The organism is Streptomyces sp. NPDC097617 (genome assembly GCF_044761485.1).
GTDB lineage: Bacteria > Actinomycetota > Actinomycetes > Streptomycetales > Streptomycetaceae > Streptomyces.
In genome coordinates this window covers 148,353-163,800 of record NZ_JBIWCL010000009.1, presented here as the reverse complement: position 1 = coordinate 163,800, position 15,448 = coordinate 148,353, and the positions used below count along the sequence as shown (strand labels likewise).

The 15,448-nt window shown below is 73.9% G+C and carries 13 protein-coding genes; 7 read left to right on the top strand and 6 right to left on the bottom strand.

The genetic code is table 11. The annotated features are described in order from the left end of the window. Positions 1–89 precede the first annotated feature (89 nt). Positions 90–560 (bottom strand): MarR family winged helix-turn-helix transcriptional regulator, encoded by a 471-nt coding sequence (locus ACIQZO_RS17585; RefSeq protein WP_403626824.1) that lies wholly within the window; start codon positions 558–560, stop codon positions 90–92. Positions 561–941: 381 nt separating this feature from the next. Between ACIQZO_RS17585 and ACIQZO_RS17580 the strand changes: the two genes are divergently transcribed. Next, positions 942–2,435: an FUSC family protein gene (locus tag ACIQZO_RS17580; protein ID WP_403626821.1), complete on the top strand. Its 1,494-nt coding sequence runs from the start codon at positions 942–944 to the stop codon at positions 2,433–2,435. Here ACIQZO_RS17580 and ACIQZO_RS17575 read toward each other — a convergent pair. Further along, the gene (locus ACIQZO_RS17575; RefSeq protein WP_403626818.1) at positions 2,425–4,722 is read right to left on the bottom strand and encodes a HelD family protein; all 2,298 of its coding nucleotides are present in this window, start codon (positions 4,720–4,722) and stop codon (positions 2,425–2,427) included. The genes ACIQZO_RS17580 and ACIQZO_RS17575 overlap by 11 nt on opposite strands. Before the next feature lie 141 nt (positions 4,723–4,863). Here ACIQZO_RS17575 and ACIQZO_RS17570 point away from each other — a divergent pair, with 141 nt between their 5' ends. From ACIQZO_RS17570 to ACIQZO_RS17560, 3 genes are all read left to right on the top strand, one after another. Further along, on the top strand, positions 4,864–5,481 hold the full coding sequence (locus tag ACIQZO_RS17570; protein WP_403626815.1) for a GNAT family N-acetyltransferase: 618 nt from the start codon (positions 4,864–4,866) through the stop codon (positions 5,479–5,481). A gap of 211 nt (positions 5,482–5,692) precedes the next feature. Then, entirely contained in the window at positions 5,693–6,835 is a 1,143-nt protein-coding gene (locus ACIQZO_RS17565; protein ID WP_403626813.1) for a nitric oxide synthase oxygenase, read from the top strand. Between the two features lie 73 nt (positions 6,836–6,908). Next, a complete protein-coding gene (locus tag ACIQZO_RS17560) occupies positions 6,909–7,955 on the top strand; it encodes a lactonase family protein (protein WP_403627036.1) in 1,047 nt (348 codons plus the stop codon). Positions 7,956–8,046: 91 nt separating this feature from the next. Here the strand turns inward: ACIQZO_RS17560 and ACIQZO_RS17555 are convergent, their stop codons facing one another. The 3 genes from ACIQZO_RS17555 to ACIQZO_RS17545 form a co-directional block, all read right to left on the bottom strand. After that, positions 8,047–8,961, bottom strand: a complete 915-nt coding sequence (locus tag ACIQZO_RS17555) for a sirohydrochlorin chelatase (protein ID WP_403626810.1) — start codon at positions 8,959–8,961, stop codon at positions 8,047–8,049. A gap of 96 nt (positions 8,962–9,057) precedes the next feature. Next, positions 9,058–9,744: a uracil-DNA glycosylase gene (locus tag ACIQZO_RS17550; protein WP_403626807.1), complete on the bottom strand. Its 687-nt coding sequence runs from the start codon at positions 9,742–9,744 to the stop codon at positions 9,058–9,060. A gap of 11 nt (positions 9,745–9,755) precedes the next feature. Continuing rightward, entirely contained in the window at positions 9,756–10,847 is a 1,092-nt protein-coding gene (locus tag ACIQZO_RS17545; RefSeq protein WP_403626804.1) for a WD40/YVTN/BNR-like repeat-containing protein, read from the bottom strand. Between the two features lie 200 nt (positions 10,848–11,047). Between ACIQZO_RS17545 and ACIQZO_RS17540 the strand changes: the two genes are divergently transcribed. The 3 genes from ACIQZO_RS17540 to ACIQZO_RS17530 all read left to right on the top strand — a co-directional run bounded on the left by ACIQZO_RS17540 (position 11,048) and on the right by ACIQZO_RS17530 (position 14,046). Further along, positions 11,048–12,370, top strand: coding sequence for a wax ester/triacylglycerol synthase family O-acyltransferase (locus tag ACIQZO_RS17540; protein WP_403626801.1), 1,323 nt, complete (start codon positions 11,048–11,050; stop codon positions 12,368–12,370). 76 nt (positions 12,371–12,446) lie between these two features. Further along, entirely contained in the window at positions 12,447–13,547 is a 1,101-nt protein-coding gene (locus ACIQZO_RS17535; RefSeq protein WP_403626799.1) for an NADH:flavin oxidoreductase/NADH oxidase, read from the top strand. A gap of 151 nt (positions 13,548–13,698) precedes the next feature. Further along, positions 13,699–14,046 (top strand): ArsR/SmtB family transcription factor, encoded by a 348-nt coding sequence (locus ACIQZO_RS17530; protein ID WP_403626796.1) that lies wholly within the window; start codon positions 13,699–13,701, stop codon positions 14,044–14,046. A gap of 24 nt (positions 14,047–14,070) precedes the next feature. Here ACIQZO_RS17530 and ACIQZO_RS17525 read toward each other — a convergent pair whose 3' ends face one another. Continuing rightward, positions 14,071–15,429 (bottom strand): FAD-dependent oxidoreductase, encoded by a 1,359-nt coding sequence (locus ACIQZO_RS17525; RefSeq protein WP_403626793.1) that lies wholly within the window; start codon positions 15,427–15,429, stop codon positions 14,071–14,073. Between the last annotated feature and the right edge of the window lie 19 nt (positions 15,430–15,448).

Genomic DNA, 15,448 nt, shown 5'->3' with positions numbered 1-15,448 from the left:
GAGGAATCCTCGGTGGAGTCAACTCTTGGGAAAAACGCGGGCAGTTTCAGGCCAGCATGTCCGTATACCGGTGGACGCGTGCACGGGCCTCACGCAGAGTCGTCGGATCCGATCGACGACAACGCGCCGGACAGGCCCCGCAGCGCTTCGGCCGTGCGGTGCACCTCGTCCTCGCCGCCGAGGCTCTCGCACAGCTGCCGGGCCAGCTCGGCGAGGCAGGAGTCGATCTCCCGTTTCGCGGCGATGCCCTGCTCGGTGGCGGTGAGCAGCTTCGCCCGCCGGTGCGCCGGATTGTCCAGGTAGACCGCGAGCCCCTGTCGCACCAGAAGGTCCGCTATGCGCTGCACGCTCTGCCGGGTGGTCCCCACCCGCCGGGCGACCTCCGACACGGAAAGTGACTCCCCCGTCACCGTGCTCAATATCTGCCATCGTGCGGCGCTCAGGCCGAACGCGAGCGCGAGCCGGTCGAGGGTGGCGGTGAACCGTCCGTTCAGCCGGAAGACCGCCACCGCGGCACGACTGAAGGCCTCGGCCTCCCCGGACTCCCCCTTGCGCGTCAACGTCGGTCCCCTTCCGTACGCCCCGCGGGTCGCTGCACGATAACAGCGTGTGGTCACGCCGACGAGAGTCGGCCAGGACGGCGCGACCGGCCCGTCCGCCGCCCTCTCCGGGGGTGGTCCGTTGGTCGGCGTGCGGCCGACATGTCCGCCCCATGGCTGTACCAATGGCACAGTCTCCACAGGCCGGGTTGAGCCAGTGGGCCCCCAGGTGGTTATCTGTGTCGTATCCATGTACTTACGGCGCCGCGCAGCGCCGGACGGCAACGAAGCCGGTTCCGGAGCGCGGCGCCTTCGCCGTGCCCGTTCGCCGCCCACCACCCCCGGGCGGCGCCGGGCCGGCGCGCAGCACTCCGAGGGGGGCGGCACACCGCCGTGAAGAGGATGTTCGTTGCTCCGGATCCGGGGCGCATGAGACTCAGGAACTCGGCCCGCGCCGTGATCGGCGTCGCCGCCGCCGTCGCCCTCGCCGAGGTCTGCGGTCTCTCCCTGACCGCCTCCATCACCGGGGGACTGGCGGCCCTGCTCGCCCTCTTCACCGTGCTCGACGCGAACGTCCGCGCCCAGCGCCTGACCACCGCCCTGCTGCCGGTCGCCGGGTTCCCCGTCCTCGCCCTCGCCACCACCCTGCACGGGATCCCGCTCGCCCGCGACGCCGCCTTCCTCGCCGTCGTGTTCGCCGGGGTGTACGCGCGCCGCTTCGGCCCGCGCGGACACGCCCTCGGGATCTTCGGCTTCATGATGTTCTTCGTCACCCAGTTCCTGCACGCCGTGCCCGCGCAGCTGCCCGAGCTGTACGCCGCGGTCGGCCTGGCCCTCATCGCCGCCGGAGCCGTGCGCTTCCTGCTGTGGCCCATCGAGCGGCGCACCCCGCCCCCCGCGACCCCGCCCGGCCTGCCCGGGACCGGGCTCGCGCGGCCCACCACCCGGCAGGCCTTCCAGGCCACCGCCGCCTGCGCCTTCGCGCTCGGCATCGGCCAGGCGCTCTCCGACGACCGCTGGTACTGGGCCGTCGGCACCTCCTGGTGGATCTTCGTCAACACCACCTCACGGGGCGAGACCCTCGTACGAGGCTTCCGCCGGGTCCTCGGCACCGTCGTCGGCATCGCCGCCGGACTGCTGATCGCCGTACCGCTGCACGGGGCGCCGCTGCCCACCGCCGCACTGGTCGCCGTATGCGTCTTCGGGATCTTCTACACGGCCGCGCCCTCGTACTCGTGGATGATGTTCTTCGTCACCGTCATGGCCGGCCTGCTCTACGGCCTCCTCGGCGTCCTGCACCCCGGACTGCTGCTCCTGCGCTTCCAGGAGACCGCGATCGGCGCGCTCGGTGCCGCCCTCGCCGTCGTGATCATCCTGCCGGTCACCACCCACGCCGCCAACGACGCCTGGATCCAGCGCGCCCTGCAGTGCGTCCGCGCCTCCACCGCGGCGGCCCTGGAGCGCCTCGCCGGCGACCCGAGCGCCGACCCCGCCCCGCACGCCGCCGAGCTGGAGCTGCTGCTGGGCCGCGTCCGGACGGCCCTCGCGCCGCTCGTCCACCCGCTCAGCCCGCTGCGCGCCCGCAAGGCCCGCGCCCGGCAGGTGCTCGCCCTGCTCGACGAATGCGCCCGCGACGTACGCGGGCTGGTCGCGGTCGCCGCCGACCCGCAGGCCTCCCACGACGCCCGGCTGGCCGCCGCCTGCTGGCGCGTGGAGGCCGCGGTCGAGGCCCTGACCGCCCCGCCCGGCACCCCCGCCCCCGCCGCCGTGGCGCAGCCCCGGCCCGCCGCCGCGGAAGCGGCGCTCTCTCACCTCCACGGCCTGGAGCACACCCTCGTGGCCCTCGCCACGCCGCTGCGCACCGACCCCCGGGCGCCGCTCGTGATCAGCGCCTGAGCAGTCCCTCCGGGGTGTCCGCCAGTCCCGCCGGCAGCCGGCCGGCGGTGTGCACCACCCCGAGGGCCTGGGTGGCCCGGGTCAGCGCCACGTACAGGTCGCTCGGCTTCAGTTCGGCCGGTTCCACCACGATCACCGTGTCGAACTCCAGCCCCTTGGCCTGGCGCGGGTCCAGCAGGACCACCTCCCGCGTCAGGTCGGGTTCCGCCCCCGCCCGGACCCTGGGCAGTACGGCGGCCAGCGCCGCGTGCGCCGCCCGCGGCGCGATCACCGCCAGCCGCCCCTCGGCGGGCAGCTCCCGCTCCACGGCCTCCCGGGTCGCCGCCGCCAGGTCGTCGGTCGCCCGCGCCCACGGCCGCACCCCGGTGGTCCGTACCGAACGGGGCGGCTCGAAGGCGGGGTCCTGCGTCCGCAGCACGGCCGCCGCCACCTCCATGATCTCGGCCGGCGTGCGGTAGTTGACCCCCAGCCGGACCAGCTCCCAGCGCTCGCCCACGTACGGCGCGAGGATCCCCTCCCACGAGCCGCAGCCCGCCTCGTCCGCCGTCTGCGCCGGATCGCCGACCAGCGTCATCGACCGGGTCGGGCAGCGCCGCATCAGCAGCCGCCACGCCATCGCCGACAGCTCCTGCGCCTCGTCCACGATCACGTGCCCGAAGGCCCAGGTGCGGTCGGCCGCGGCCCGCTCCGCGGTGCTGCGGTGGTCGGCCTCCTCGTGGCGCTCGGCCATCCGCTCCGCGTCGATGATGTCGTGGGCGGCGAGGAACTCGTTCTCCTCGTCCTCGAACTCGTACGACTGCGAGCCCTCGGACAGGTCCAGCACACCCTGCGCGTAGGCGATGCGCCGCTGCCGGTCCCGCTCCTCGGCGGCCCGCCGGGCACTGTCGTCCTCGCCGAGCAGCTCGGCCGCCTCGTCCAGCAGCGGTACGTCCGCCGGGGTCCAGTCCGGCCGGGCCGAGGGCGCGCGCCTGATCAGGTCCGCCTCGTGCGCGGGCAGGTGCGTCGGGTCCGCCAGGAAGTCGGCGAGCAGCCGCTCGGGGGTGAGGGAGGGCCACAGCGAGTCGATCGCCGCGTGCACGGCGGCGCTCGTCGCGATCTCCTTGCCGAGCTGGGCGATGTCGTCCGAGCCGAGCAGGTTCGGCCCGCCGTACGGATCGGCGCCCAGCCGGTCGGCGAGCTGCGCGGTCAGGGCGTCGATCACCGGGAAGGCGAAGGAGGGGCGCGCCTGGTTGTGCGGCAGCCCGGTGGCCCGGGCCCGGTCCCGCGCCCCGTAGGCCATGGTGCGGTCCAGCAGCAGGGTCCCGTACTCCTCGTGGTCGATCTCCAGCGCCGGCTCGGGCACCGTGTCGTACTCCTCGCCGGTGTCCGCCGGCACGGTTTCCGGCAGGCGCTGGCGGTCGGCCACCACCCGGGCGAGGACCTGCGCCATCGAGGCCCGGCCCTTCACCGCGGCGGCTCCGGGACGGTCGGCGGCGGTGGCGTGCACGCCGGGGAAGAGCTCGCCCGGGGTGGCCAGCAGCACGCCCGTCTCGCCGAGCGCCGGGAGCACCCCGCCGATGTAGCCGAGGAAGGCCGGGCCCGGTCCGACGATCAGCACCCCGCGTGTAGCGAGCAGCTCCCGGTGGGCGTACAGCAGGTAGGCGGCGCGGTGCAGCGCGACGGCGGTCTTACCGGTACCGGGACCGCCCTCGACGACCAGCACCCCGCGGTGCGTGGAGCGGATGATCCGGTCCTGCTCGGCCTGGATGGTGCGCACGATGTCGTGCATCCGGCCGGTCCGGGCGGCGTCGAGCGCGGCGAGCAGCACGGCGTCCGCGTCGGCGCCCTCGTGGCCGGTGCGCTCCGCGTCGGCCAGGTCGAGGATCTCGTCGTGCAGGGCCGTGACCACGCGTCCGCGGCTGCTGATGTGGCGGCGCCGGCGCAGTCCCATGGGGGTGTGGCCGGTGGCGAGGTAGAAGGGGCGGGCCACCTCGGCGCGCCAGTCCAGGACCAGCGGCGTGCGGTCCGCGTCGTCGGCCCGGATTCCGAGCCGGCCGATGTGGTGGTCCCGGCCGTCGGAGAACTCCAGACGGCCGAAACAGAGGCCGTTCTCGCCCGCATTCAGAGCGGAAAGCAGACCGGACTGCTCGGCGACCAGGACATCCCGCTCCAGCCGGGCCTGGAACCCGGTACCGACATCGCGCAGCGCGCCTTCGACCGCACGTTCGGCCTGGTCACGCAGGCCGTCGAGGCGTACATAGAGGTCGGTGACGAATTGCTGCTCTTTCCGGAATTCCTCGGTTGACAATTGCACTCCTGCCGCGATACGGTGTCCTCGTAAGCTTCTTCGTGAATCCCTTTTCGGTGAAGTCACGAACCACTGAATATACGCTCTCTCCTCCCTCGGTAGCCAATTCGGCCGGGGGATTTTTTGCGTACGGTGGATCTCATGACCACCGCACACGGCCCGGCCGACACCGGCGCAATCGTCTACCGCCTCGCCCGCCCCGAGGACGCGGGTGCCATCGAGGCCCTGGACAGCTCCTTCACCACCGCCACGGTCTTCGAGGTGCGCGACCCCGGCGGCCCCGACGGCCCCGACGCCGACGCCGGCGCCGGCTGCGGCTTCCTGCTGCGCGAGGTCCCGGTGGACTCGCCCGTGCGCAAGGCGTTCCCGCCGGAGGAGCACGACGAGCAGATCTTCGGCGGCGGGAAGGACTCCCAGGCGGACGCGCGGACCTTCGTGGCCCTCGACGGCGACCTGCTGTGCGGATTCGCCGCCGTCGGGTACGCCGCCTGGAACCGGCGGCTGACCATCGAGGACATCGAGATCGCGCCCGGCCACCGGGGCCGCGGTATCGGCCGCGCGCTGATGGAGCGCGCCGAGGGGTTCGCCCGCGAACGCGGCGCGGAGCACCTGTGGTTGGAGGTCAGTTCGGTCAACGCCCCGGCCGTGCACGCCTACCGGCGCATGGGGTTCACCTTCTGCGGCCTCGACACCGCGCTGTACGGCGGTACCCCCGCAGCGGGCGAGTACGCGCTCTACATGAGCCGCCCCTGCCGCTGACCCGGCGCGCGGCCAACTCCCGGAATGCGCCGGATCATACGCCCCCGCGCCCGCTTCCGCAGCCCGATCCGCGAATATCACTCGGAGGAGTGCTCCGCACCTTCCATTCCCCCGGCGCTGACCTGCGACAGGTACAACGGGTAATTGTTTATTGCACATTCATCCGGCATGTACAGGGTGGATCTGCTCGGACAGGGGGTAACGGCCCGGAATGGAAATTCTTCAACAGCGCTCCACCACCGCCCAGGTGTGGGAAGCGGCCGAGGAGTTCATCCGACTCTTCCACAGGGAGAACGCGGACGCCGGGGATCCGCGCGCCCGGCTCGCCGCCGTGCGCGCCGAGCTCGCCGAGACCGGCAGCTATGTGCACACCCCCGCGGAGCTGGTGCACGGGGCCCGAGTGGCCTGGCGTAACAGTAACCGCTGCATAGGCCGCCTCTACTGGAACTCGCTGCGGGTCCGCGACCGCCGCGGGCTCACCGACGCCGACGACATCGCCGCCGAGTGCTTCGAGCACCTGCGCGAGGCCACGAACGGAGGCAGGGTCAGGCCCACGATCACGGTCTTCGCCCCGGACGCCCCGGACCGCCCCGGCCCGCTGATCTGGAGCGAACAGCTCATCCGGTACGCGGGCTACGGCGACCACCCCTCCATAACCGTCGGCGACGCACGCAACGCCCCGCTCACCGAGGCCCTCCTGCGGCTCGGCTGGTCCGGCGGCGCCGGCACCCCCTTCGACCTCCTGCCGCTCGTGGTGCAGGGAGTCGACGACAAACCCCGCTGGTTCGACACCCCCGCGGACGCCGTCCTGGAAGTGCCGATCGACCATCCCGAAGCCGACGGGGCCGGCTGGGCGGACTGGGGCCTGCGCTGGCACGCCGTACCCGCCATCTCCAACATGTGCCTGGAGATCGGCGGCATCCACTACCCGGCCGCCCCCTTCAACGGCTGGTACATGGGCACCGAGATCGGCGCGCGCAACCTCGCCGACACCGACCGGTACAACCTGCTGCCCGCCGTCGCCCGCCGCCTCGGTCTGGACACCTCCAGCGACCGCTCGCTCTGGAAGGACCGCGCGCTCGTCGAACTGAACCGGGCGGTGCTGCACTCCTTCGACCGCGCCGGGGTCACCATCGCCGACCACCACACCGAGTCCCGCCGCTTCCTGTCCCACATGGAGCGGGAGGAGCGCAAGGGACGCGAGGTGGGAGCGGACTGGTCCTGGATCGTGCCGCCGATCTCCGGCTCCGCGACCCCGGTCTTCCACCGCACCTACGAGGACCGCGCCAGCAGTACCGCGTACGTCCACCATCCCGGCGCGCAGGAGCGGGCCCAAGGGCGGAATTTGGTCTAGACCTTCTGTTACCGTCGGCTCCGGACGGATCCGGCAGCGGTGAGAGGGGCTCGAAGTGGGCGGCGCGGACAGCATGGACCGGAGCGGCGAACCCCGGGCCTACATCGGCTCGTTCACCTCGGCGGGAGGCCGCGGTATCACCACCGCGGCCGTCGATCCGAAGACCGGGGCGCTGACAGCGCTCTCGGTCACCGCCGCCGAGGACCCCTCCTACCTCGCCCTCGCCCCTTCCGCCGGCGTGCTCTACGCCGTGAACGAGACGGAGCGGGGCGCGGTCTCCGCCTTCCGGACCACCGGCGCGGGGCTCGCCCCCCTCGGAGCGGCCGTCCGCGTCGGGGGCTCCGGTCCCACCCACCTCAGCCTGACCGGGCGCAGGCTGCTCACCGCCAACTACACCTCCGGCAGTGTGAGCAGCCTCCCGCTCGCCGCCGACGGCGCCCCGGCCGGGCCCTCCCACGTCCTGTCGCACCAGGGCTCCGGACCCGACGCCGACCGGCAGGAGGGCCCGCACGCCCACCAGGTGCTGCCCGACCCGACCGGCCGCTGGGTGCTGAGCGTGGACCTCGGCACCGACTCGGTACGGGTCTGCGCGCTCGACCCGGCCACCGGGGAGCTGCGGGTGCACACCGAGACCGCGATGCGCGCCGGAACGGGTCCCCGGCACCTGGCCTTCCACCCGGAGGGCGAGGTGGCGTACGTACTGCACGAGCTGGAGCCGCAGGTGACCGCCTGCCGCTGGAACGCGGCCTCCGGGCGGCTGGAACCGGTCGGTGAGGTTCCGGTGGCCTCCGGGGGCGCCTCGGCGGCCGTACGGGCCTATCCCTCCGCGGTCGTCGCCTCGCCCGACGGTCGGTTCGTCTGGGCGGCCGTCCGGGGAGCCGACACGATCGCCACCCTCTCCCTCGCCGACGAGCCCGGGCGGCCGCGGCTCACCGCAGCCGTGGGCTGCGGCGGCGACTGGCCGCGCGACCTCGCGGTCGACCCCTCGGGGACCCGGCTCTACGCGGCCAACGAACGCTCGGGTGACGTCACCTGGTTCGACGTGGACCCGCTGACCGGGCAGCCGCACCGGGCCGGCTCGCTGGCCGTGCCCGCGGCCTCCTGCGTGGTCCTCGGCTGACGTGCGTGCCCGCCGGGCACGCACGGGGAAGGGCCCCCACCCGCCACGGGAGACCGTGGTCGGCGGGAGCCCTCTGCGTCGTACGGGCGGGTCAGTGTGCGGCGGCGTCCTGGGTGATCCCCAGCGCGGCGGCGTACTGCGCGACGGCCAGCTTGCCGAGCGCGCCGTAGGAGCCGAGCACCTCGGCGGTGGCGCAGTCGGCCTCCTTGCAGGCGGTGTCGAGCAGCCCGTCGGCGGCCTCCGGGCCGATCAGGTACGGGGCGAGCGCGAGCAGCGTGGAGCCCTCGCGGCGCAGCTGCTCGGCGACCGCGGCCACCGAGCCCTCCTGGTCGAGGGCGGCGGCCTTGACGGGCACGGCGAGCCGGGCGGCGAGCAGCATGCCCGTGATCCCGGCCGCCTGCACGGCCTCCTCGCCACCGGTGGTCGCCAGGACGATGCCGTCGGCGGCGGTGGTCACGGTGAAGAGCCGGGCACGGTCGGCGCGGGCCAGGCCCGCCTCCGACAGGCGCACGTGCAGGCCCTCGGCGAGCAGCGGGTGCGGGCCGAGTACGTCGGCCAGCTCGGCGGCGGCGGAGGAGTCCATCAGCGCCTGGCGGATCCGGCGGAGCAGATCGCCGTCGGGGCCGGCCAGCAGCGGCACGACCACGGCGTCCGGGCCGGTCGGCGCGGGCACCTCGTGGCCGGCGGCGCGGGCGAACTCCGCGCGCGCGACACGCTCGCTCGCGACGGCGGTCAGGACGCCGGACAGGGGCGGGAACTCGGAGGCGTCGTCACCCTCGAGGAAGCCGATGCGGGCGTCGAGGCCCGGCAGCTCGGAGCGGCCGATGCTGATGATCTCTTCCGCCAGCCCTCGCGAGGCGGCCGAGGGGGCACCGGGCACGGCGAGCACCAGCGCGGGCGCGCCCTCGGGCGCCACCGCGGGCTCGGGCCGGCGGTGCCGTCCGGTCTGGCGGGGTCGCGGCATTCGTACGGGCAGGCCATTTGCGGGCCCAGTGGGGGAGCTCATGGCGCCGCATGCTACTGGCTTATCGGAACAAGGTGTTCGGGCAGGGCCGTCCCGCGAGGCATCTGTCCGTATTTATCCGGTGAATATCAGATACGTTCAACTGACGGACGGCAAGCCCCAGTCCACAGCCTGTGAACCCTGGCCCACCAGCAGCTCGTTCGTCCGGCTGAACGGCCGGGAGCCGAAGAATCCGTAGTCGGCGGACTTGGGGGAGGGGTGCGAGGACTCCACGACGGGCAGCTCACCGAGCAGCGGGCGCAGGTTGCGGGCCGCCCGCCCCCACAGGATGGAGACGAGCGGCTTGCCGCGCGCGGCCAGGGCCCGGATGGCCTGGTCGGTCACGGCCTCCCAGCCCTTGCCCTGGTGGGCGTTGGAGCGCCGGGGCGCGGTCGTCAGCGACCTGTTGAGGAGCAGGACGCCCTGCCGGGTCCACGGGGTGAGGTCGCCGTTGGCCGGGCGGCCGGTGCCGAGGTCCCGGTGCAGCTCCAGGAAGATGTTGTCGAGGCTCGGCGGCACCGGCCGTACGTCGGGGGCCACCGAGAAGGACAGGCCCACCGCGTGCCCCGGGGTGGGGTAGGGGTCCTGCCCGACGATCAGTACCCTGACCTCGTCGAAGGGCTGTTGGAAGGCGCGCAGCACATGGGCCCCGGCCGGTACGTACGTCCTCCCCGCCGCGATCTCGGCGCGCAGGAAGTCGCCCATGGCGGCGATCTGCCCCGCCACCGGCTCCAGAGCACGGGCCCAGCCCGGCTCGACGATCTCGTTCAACGGTCGTGCTGCCACGGTGGATCACTCTACTGGCCGATCGCGGCCGCCCGCACGCACAGGACGTCCGGCAGGTGCTCGGCGAGCAGTTGCCAGCTCTCGCCGTCGTCGTGGCTCGCGTACACCTCGCCGTTGCGGTTGCCGAAGTAGATGCCCGCGGGGTCCGCGTCGTCCGTGCACAGGGCGTCCCGGAGCACCGTGCCGTAGTGGTCCCCCGCCGGGAGCCCGCGTGCCAGCGGTTCCCAGGTGGCGCCCGCGTCCTGGGTGCGGAAGACCCGGCACCGGTGCTCGGCGGGAACCCGGTCGGAGTCGGCGTTGAGCGGGAAGACGTAGGCGGTGTCGGGCCGGTGCGGATGGGCCGCGACCGCGAAGCCGAAGTCGGAGGGGAGTCCGCCGCCGATGTCGGTCCACCGGCCGCCCGCGTCGTCGCTGCGGTAGACGCCCCAGTGGTTTTGGAGGTACAGCCGGTCCGTGTCGCCGGCGTCCTGGGCGATCTTGTGCACGCACTGGCCGAACTCCGGGTTCGGATCCGGCAGGAACACCGCCGAGACCCCCTGGTTGGACGGGTTCCAGCTGGCCCCGCCGTCCGTGGTCCGGAACACCCCGGCGGTGGAGACGGCCACGGTCACCGCGTCCGGGTCGCGGGGGTCGGTGATCACGGTGTGCAGCCCCTCACCGCCGCCGCCCGGCACCCATTTCCCGCGGCTGGGGTGCTCCCAGAGCGGGCGGACCAGCTCGAAGGACTCGCCCCGGTCGGTGGAGCGGAACAGTGCGGCCGGTTCCGTCCCCGCGTACACCACGCCGGGTGCCTCGGGTCCGGCCGGCTGCAGCTGCCAGACCCGCTCCAGCGAGGCGCCGGTGTCCTTGGGGAACTTCACCGCGGGCGCGGTGGGCTCCCGCCAGGTCGCCCCGAGGTCGTCCGAGCTGAAGACGGACGGCCCCCAGTGCGAGCTGTCCCCGCCCACCAGCAGCCGGGGCGCCGGTCCTCGCCGGTCGACGGCGACCGCGTAGACGGCCTGTGCGTTGAAATGGGGCCCGTCGAACTCCCACGGTCCGTCGCTGCGGCGGCGTCCGATGAAGAGTCCCTTGCGGGTTCCCACGAGCAGTACTGCGTCGGCCATGGCCGGCACCTCCGGACCTCTTTGCGGTCTTTTCCGGCCAGTCTGCACCTGCCCACCGACACAGGCCCGGCGGGCGGCGTGGGCCGCCGCGTACCAGATCAATACCGATCATTTACCGCCCGGAAATGATTGCTACTTGCATGTAGGTGTCCGGAATGGATTGACTTCAGGTCACTGCCGCCGCACGCGAGAGGACGCATGTGTCCACCGAGCACCTGTCCCCGCTCGACCTGGCCTTCTGGCGGATCGAATCCGCCCACCACCCCATGCACCTGGGCGCCCTCGCGGTCTTCCGCGCCGCCGGCCCCGGCGCCGCCGAGCGGGCCGCCGAGCTGCTCACCGCCCGCTGCGCCGCCGTGCCGCGCCTGCGCCGCCGGATCCACGACGTGCTGCTGCCGGTCGGCGCGGCCGCCTGGTCCCCGGACCCCGGCTTCGACCCGGCACGGCACGTGTTCCTCGTCCGCACCGGCGAAGCCGTACCGCACACCGCCGCCGGGCCCCTGATGGCCCGGCCGCTGGACCGGGCCCTGCCTCCGTGGGAGGCGCACGTACTGGCCGGGCCCGACCCGGACTCCTTCGCGGTCCTCTTCAAGTTCCACCACGCCCTCGCCGACGGGCTGGGCGCCCTCGCCCTCGCGGCCACGCTCTTCGACGAGGGGACGGCCCCGCGGCCGCCCGCGCGCCCCGTCCCCGAGCCGCGGGCCGGCTCGCTCCTGCGGCGCCTCCCCGGGGCCCTGGCGGCCCGGGTCCAGGACGTCGGCCAGGCTCTGGAGATCGGGGCCGCCGTGGCCCGTGCCGGACTGCCGCTCGGCGTGCCGGCCGCGCTCACCGCGGACCCCGCCGGATCCGGCACCCGTGAGGTCGCCTGCCTCGCCCTCGACCTGGACGAGGTCAACCTGGTCCGCAAGGGCGCCGGCGGCACCGTCAACGACGTGCTGATCGCCCTGGTCGCGGGCGCGCTGCGGCGCTGGCTGGCGGAGCGGGGCGACCCGGAACCCTGGGGCGCCGGACCGCGGGCCCTGATCCCCGTGTCGCGCCGCCGCGGGCCCGGAGGCGCCGCGGGCGCCGGGAACCGGCTCTCCGGCTACCTGCTGCGGCTGCCGCTCGCCGAGTCCGACCCGCTGTGCCGCCTGGACCGGGTGCGCGCGGCCATGGACCGCAACAAGGACGCCGGACCCGCCCGCGGCGCCGGGGCCGTCGCCCTGCTCGCCGACCACGTCCATCCGCTCGGCCACCGGCTCGGCGGCCCGCTGGTGGCCCAGGCGGCCCGGCTGCTCTTCGACATCCTGGTCACCAGCGTCCCGCTGCCGGGCTTCACCTTCACCCTCGGCGGCAGCCGGGTCGGCGAGGTCTACCCGCTCGCCCCGCTGGCCCGCGGCCAGTCGCTGGCCGTCGCGGTCTCCACGTACAAGGGGACGGTCCACTACGGACTGGTCGCCGACGCGGCGGCCGTCCCGGACCTGGCCGCCCTCGCCGGGGCGCTGCGCGCGGAACTCGACGAACTTGTACGAGAGGTCTCGTAGTACGAGGGCATTCGTAGTACGGTAACTCTCGTACTTGGTCGACCCCCGGCATGTCCCGTCGTATCTGGAGAACCTGATGACTGCTGCCCCCGCCGCTTTCGCCGCCCTGTTCGCGCCCTGGACCCTTCGCTCCGTCACCGTCCCGAACCGCGTGTGGATGGCCCCGATGTGCCAGTACAGCGCCGAGGCGTTCGGGCCGAACGCGGGCGTGGCCGACGACTGGCACTTCGCCCACTACGCCGCACGGGCCACCGGCGGCACCGGCCTGATCATCCAGGAGGCCACCGCCGTCTCCCCGGAGGGCCGGATCTCCCCCTACGACCTCGGCATCTGGAACGACACCCAGGTCGAGGCGCTGCGCCGGATCACCTCCTTCCTCAAGGCGCAGGGCACCGTCCCGGGCATCCAGATCGCCCATGCCGGCCGCAAGGCCTCCACCGACCGCACCTGGAAGGGCGGGGGACCGGTCGGGCCCGAGGCGCACGGCTGGCAGCCGCTCGCCCCGAGCCCCCTGGCCTTCACCGAGGGCCACCCGGTGCCGCACGAGCTGACGGTCGAGCAGATCCATGAGATCACCGGCCAGTTCGCGGCGGCCGCCGGGCGCGCGCTCGCCGCGGGCTACGAGGTCGTCGAGATCCACGGCGCCCATGGCTACCTCATCGGCCAGTTCCTCTCCCCGCACAGCAACCGGCGCACCGACGAGTACGGCGGCTCCTTCACGAACCGCACCCGCTTCGCCCTCGAAGTCGTGGACGCCGTAAGGGCGGTGTGGCCCGAGGAGCTTCCGCTGTTCTTCCGGATCTCCGCGACCGACTGGCTGGAGGAGGCGGGCTGGACCGCCGACGAAACGGTCCGGTTCGCGCAGCTGCTCTCGGGGCACGGGGTGGACCTGCTCGACGTCTCGACCGGCGGGCTCGCGCCCCACGCGAAGATCCCCGTCGGTCCCGGCTATCAGGTCCCCTTCGCGGCCCGGGTCAAGGCCGAGACCTCCCTGCCGGTGGCCGCGGTCGGTCTGATCACCGAACCGGAGCAGGCCGAGAAGATCCTCGCCAACGGGGAGGCCGACGCGGTCCTGGTGGGCCGGGAACTGCTGCGCGACCCGTACTGGGCCCGCCGCGCGGCGCGCGAGCTGGGCGCGGAGGTCCGTACGCCGCAGCAGTACCACCGGTCCTGGTGACGGGGTGGGGCTCCGGCGCCCACAGGGGTGTCGCCGGAGCCCCACCTCCGCTCTCCGTCGATCTCCGCGACCCGCACGCCGCCTTCGACGACTCTCGTACGATGGGCCCGGCAGCAAGAACCGACCGAACCCGAGTGAGTGGAGCAGGGACATGACGGAACGGGACACCTCCCGCATCCTCGCCCACCCCGAGGCGGGCGAGATCCGCCTGGAAGGCGTGCTGCACGCGCTCTCCGACCCGGTCCGGCTCTCCATCGCCCTGGACCTGGCCGCCTCGGCCGAGGACCTGGCCTGCTCGTACTTCGTCCTGCCGGTCACCAAGTCCACGACCACCCACCACTTCCGCGTCCTGCGCGAGAGCGGAGTCGTACGCCAGACCTACCGCGGCACCACGAAGCTCAACGCCCTGCGCCGGGAGGAGCTGGAGGCGCTCTTCCCCGGCCTCCTCGACAGCGTCCTGGCGGCCGCCGCGGCCGAGGCGGCCCGGCTCGCCTCCTGAGGTCCACCGGTCTCCCGGGAACGCTCAGGCCGGTCCGGCCGCGCCCAACAGCCCCTGCCAGTCCGGGATCTTGACCGAGCGGCGGCCCAGGGAGCGTCCCAGCTCGGCCTCGGCCGCCTCGATGGCCAGCCAGCCCGGCCACCGGACCGGCCGCAGACCCGCCGCCCACAGGGCCTCCAGCGGGTCCCCGGGGAGGTCGCGCCGGGCCAGTGCCCCCGCGTCCTGGAGCAGGGAGGACACGGTCTCCTTGGCGCAGGGCCGGTTCGTGCCGATCACCCCGGTCGGGCCGCGCTTGATCCAGCCGGCCACGTACTCGCCGACCGAGGCCCGGCCCGCGCGCAGCACCCGGCCCGCCGCGTGCGGGACCGTGCCCTTCGTGGGGTCGAAGGGCAGCCCGGTCAGCGGAACCCCCTTGTACCCCACCGAGCGCAGCACCAACTGCGCCTCGACGTCCTCGTGGACGCCCGTGCCGGTCACCCCGCCGCTGCCGTCCGGGGCGGTGCGCTCGAAGCGCATCCCGGTGACCCGGCCGTCCGGCCCGCCCAGGACCTCCACCGGGCGCAGGTAGAACCGCAGGGCGATCCGGCGGGGCCCCTCGCCCGGGCCCGCCGCGGCCCAGCCCCGCAGCACCTCCAGGTTCCGCCGGGCCACCGCCGGCAGGGCGGCAGCCGCCGCCGGGTCGCCGTACACGGGGTCGAGGGCCAGCTCGGCCGGGTCCGCGCCGATGTCCACACCCGGCAGCGTGCCCAGTTCCCGCAGCTCCTTGGTGGTGAATCTGCCCTGCGAGGGCCCGCGCCGGGCGACCATCGTCACCCGGCGCACCGCACTGTCCGCGAGTGCGCCGAGCGCCGCCTGCGGCATGTCCGTGGGCGCCAGTTCGGCCGTGCCCCGGGCCAGGATCCGCGTCACGTCCACCGCGACGTTGCCGGCCCCGACCACGACCGCGCTGTCCACACCGGGCAGGTCGAAGGACTCGGTGGCGGCATCCGGGTGGCCGCTGTACCAGGACACGAAGGCCGTGGCGGAGTGCACCCCGGTCAGTTCCTCGCCGGGGATCCCCAGCAGCCGGTCCCGGGCCGCGCCCACGCAGTACACCACCGCGTGGTAGAGCTCCAGCAGCCGGTCCGTGGACAGCCGGTCCCCGCCGACCTCGACGTTCCCGAGGAAGCGGATCCGCTCGTCCTCCAGCACGCCGCGCAGACTGCCCTGGAGCGATTTGATCTTCTCGTGGTCCGGGGCCACCCCGTACCGGACGAGCCCGTACGGGGCGGGGAGCCGGTCCAGCACGTCCACCCGTACTCCGGGCACCTCGCGCTGCTGCACCAGCGTCTGGGCCGCGTAGACCCCGCTGGGGCCCGATCCGACGACGGCGATTCGAAGCACGGCGGAGCTCCTCCCGCAG

Excerpts from the sequence above, each read along its gene's own strand:
- ACIQZO_RS17555 (WP_403626810.1), bottom strand. The coding sequence starts at position 8,961 with ATGAGCTCCCCCACTGGGCCCGCAAATGGCCTGCCCGTACGAATGCCG.
- ACIQZO_RS17580 (WP_403626821.1), top strand. The coding sequence starts at position 942 with ATGTTCGTTGCTCCGGATCCGGGGCGCATGAGACTCAGGAACTCGGCC.
- ACIQZO_RS17565 (WP_403626813.1), top strand. The coding sequence starts at position 5,693 with ATGGAAATTCTTCAACAGCGCTCCACCACCGCCCAGGTGTGGGAAGCG.
- ACIQZO_RS17535 (WP_403626799.1), top strand. The coding sequence starts at position 12,447 with ATGACTGCTGCCCCCGCCGCTTTCGCCGCCCTGTTCGCGCCCTGGACC.
- ACIQZO_RS17530 (WP_403626796.1), top strand. The coding sequence starts at position 13,699 with ATGACGGAACGGGACACCTCCCGCATCCTCGCCCACCCCGAGGCGGGC.
- ACIQZO_RS17570 (WP_403626815.1), top strand. The coding sequence starts at position 4,864 with ATGACCACCGCACACGGCCCGGCCGACACCGGCGCAATCGTCTACCGC.
- ACIQZO_RS17560 (WP_403627036.1), top strand. The coding sequence starts at position 6,909 with ATGGACCGGAGCGGCGAACCCCGGGCCTACATCGGCTCGTTCACCTCG.
- ACIQZO_RS17545 (WP_403626804.1), bottom strand. The coding sequence starts at position 10,847 with ATGGCCGACGCAGTACTGCTCGTGGGAACCCGCAAGGGACTCTTCATC.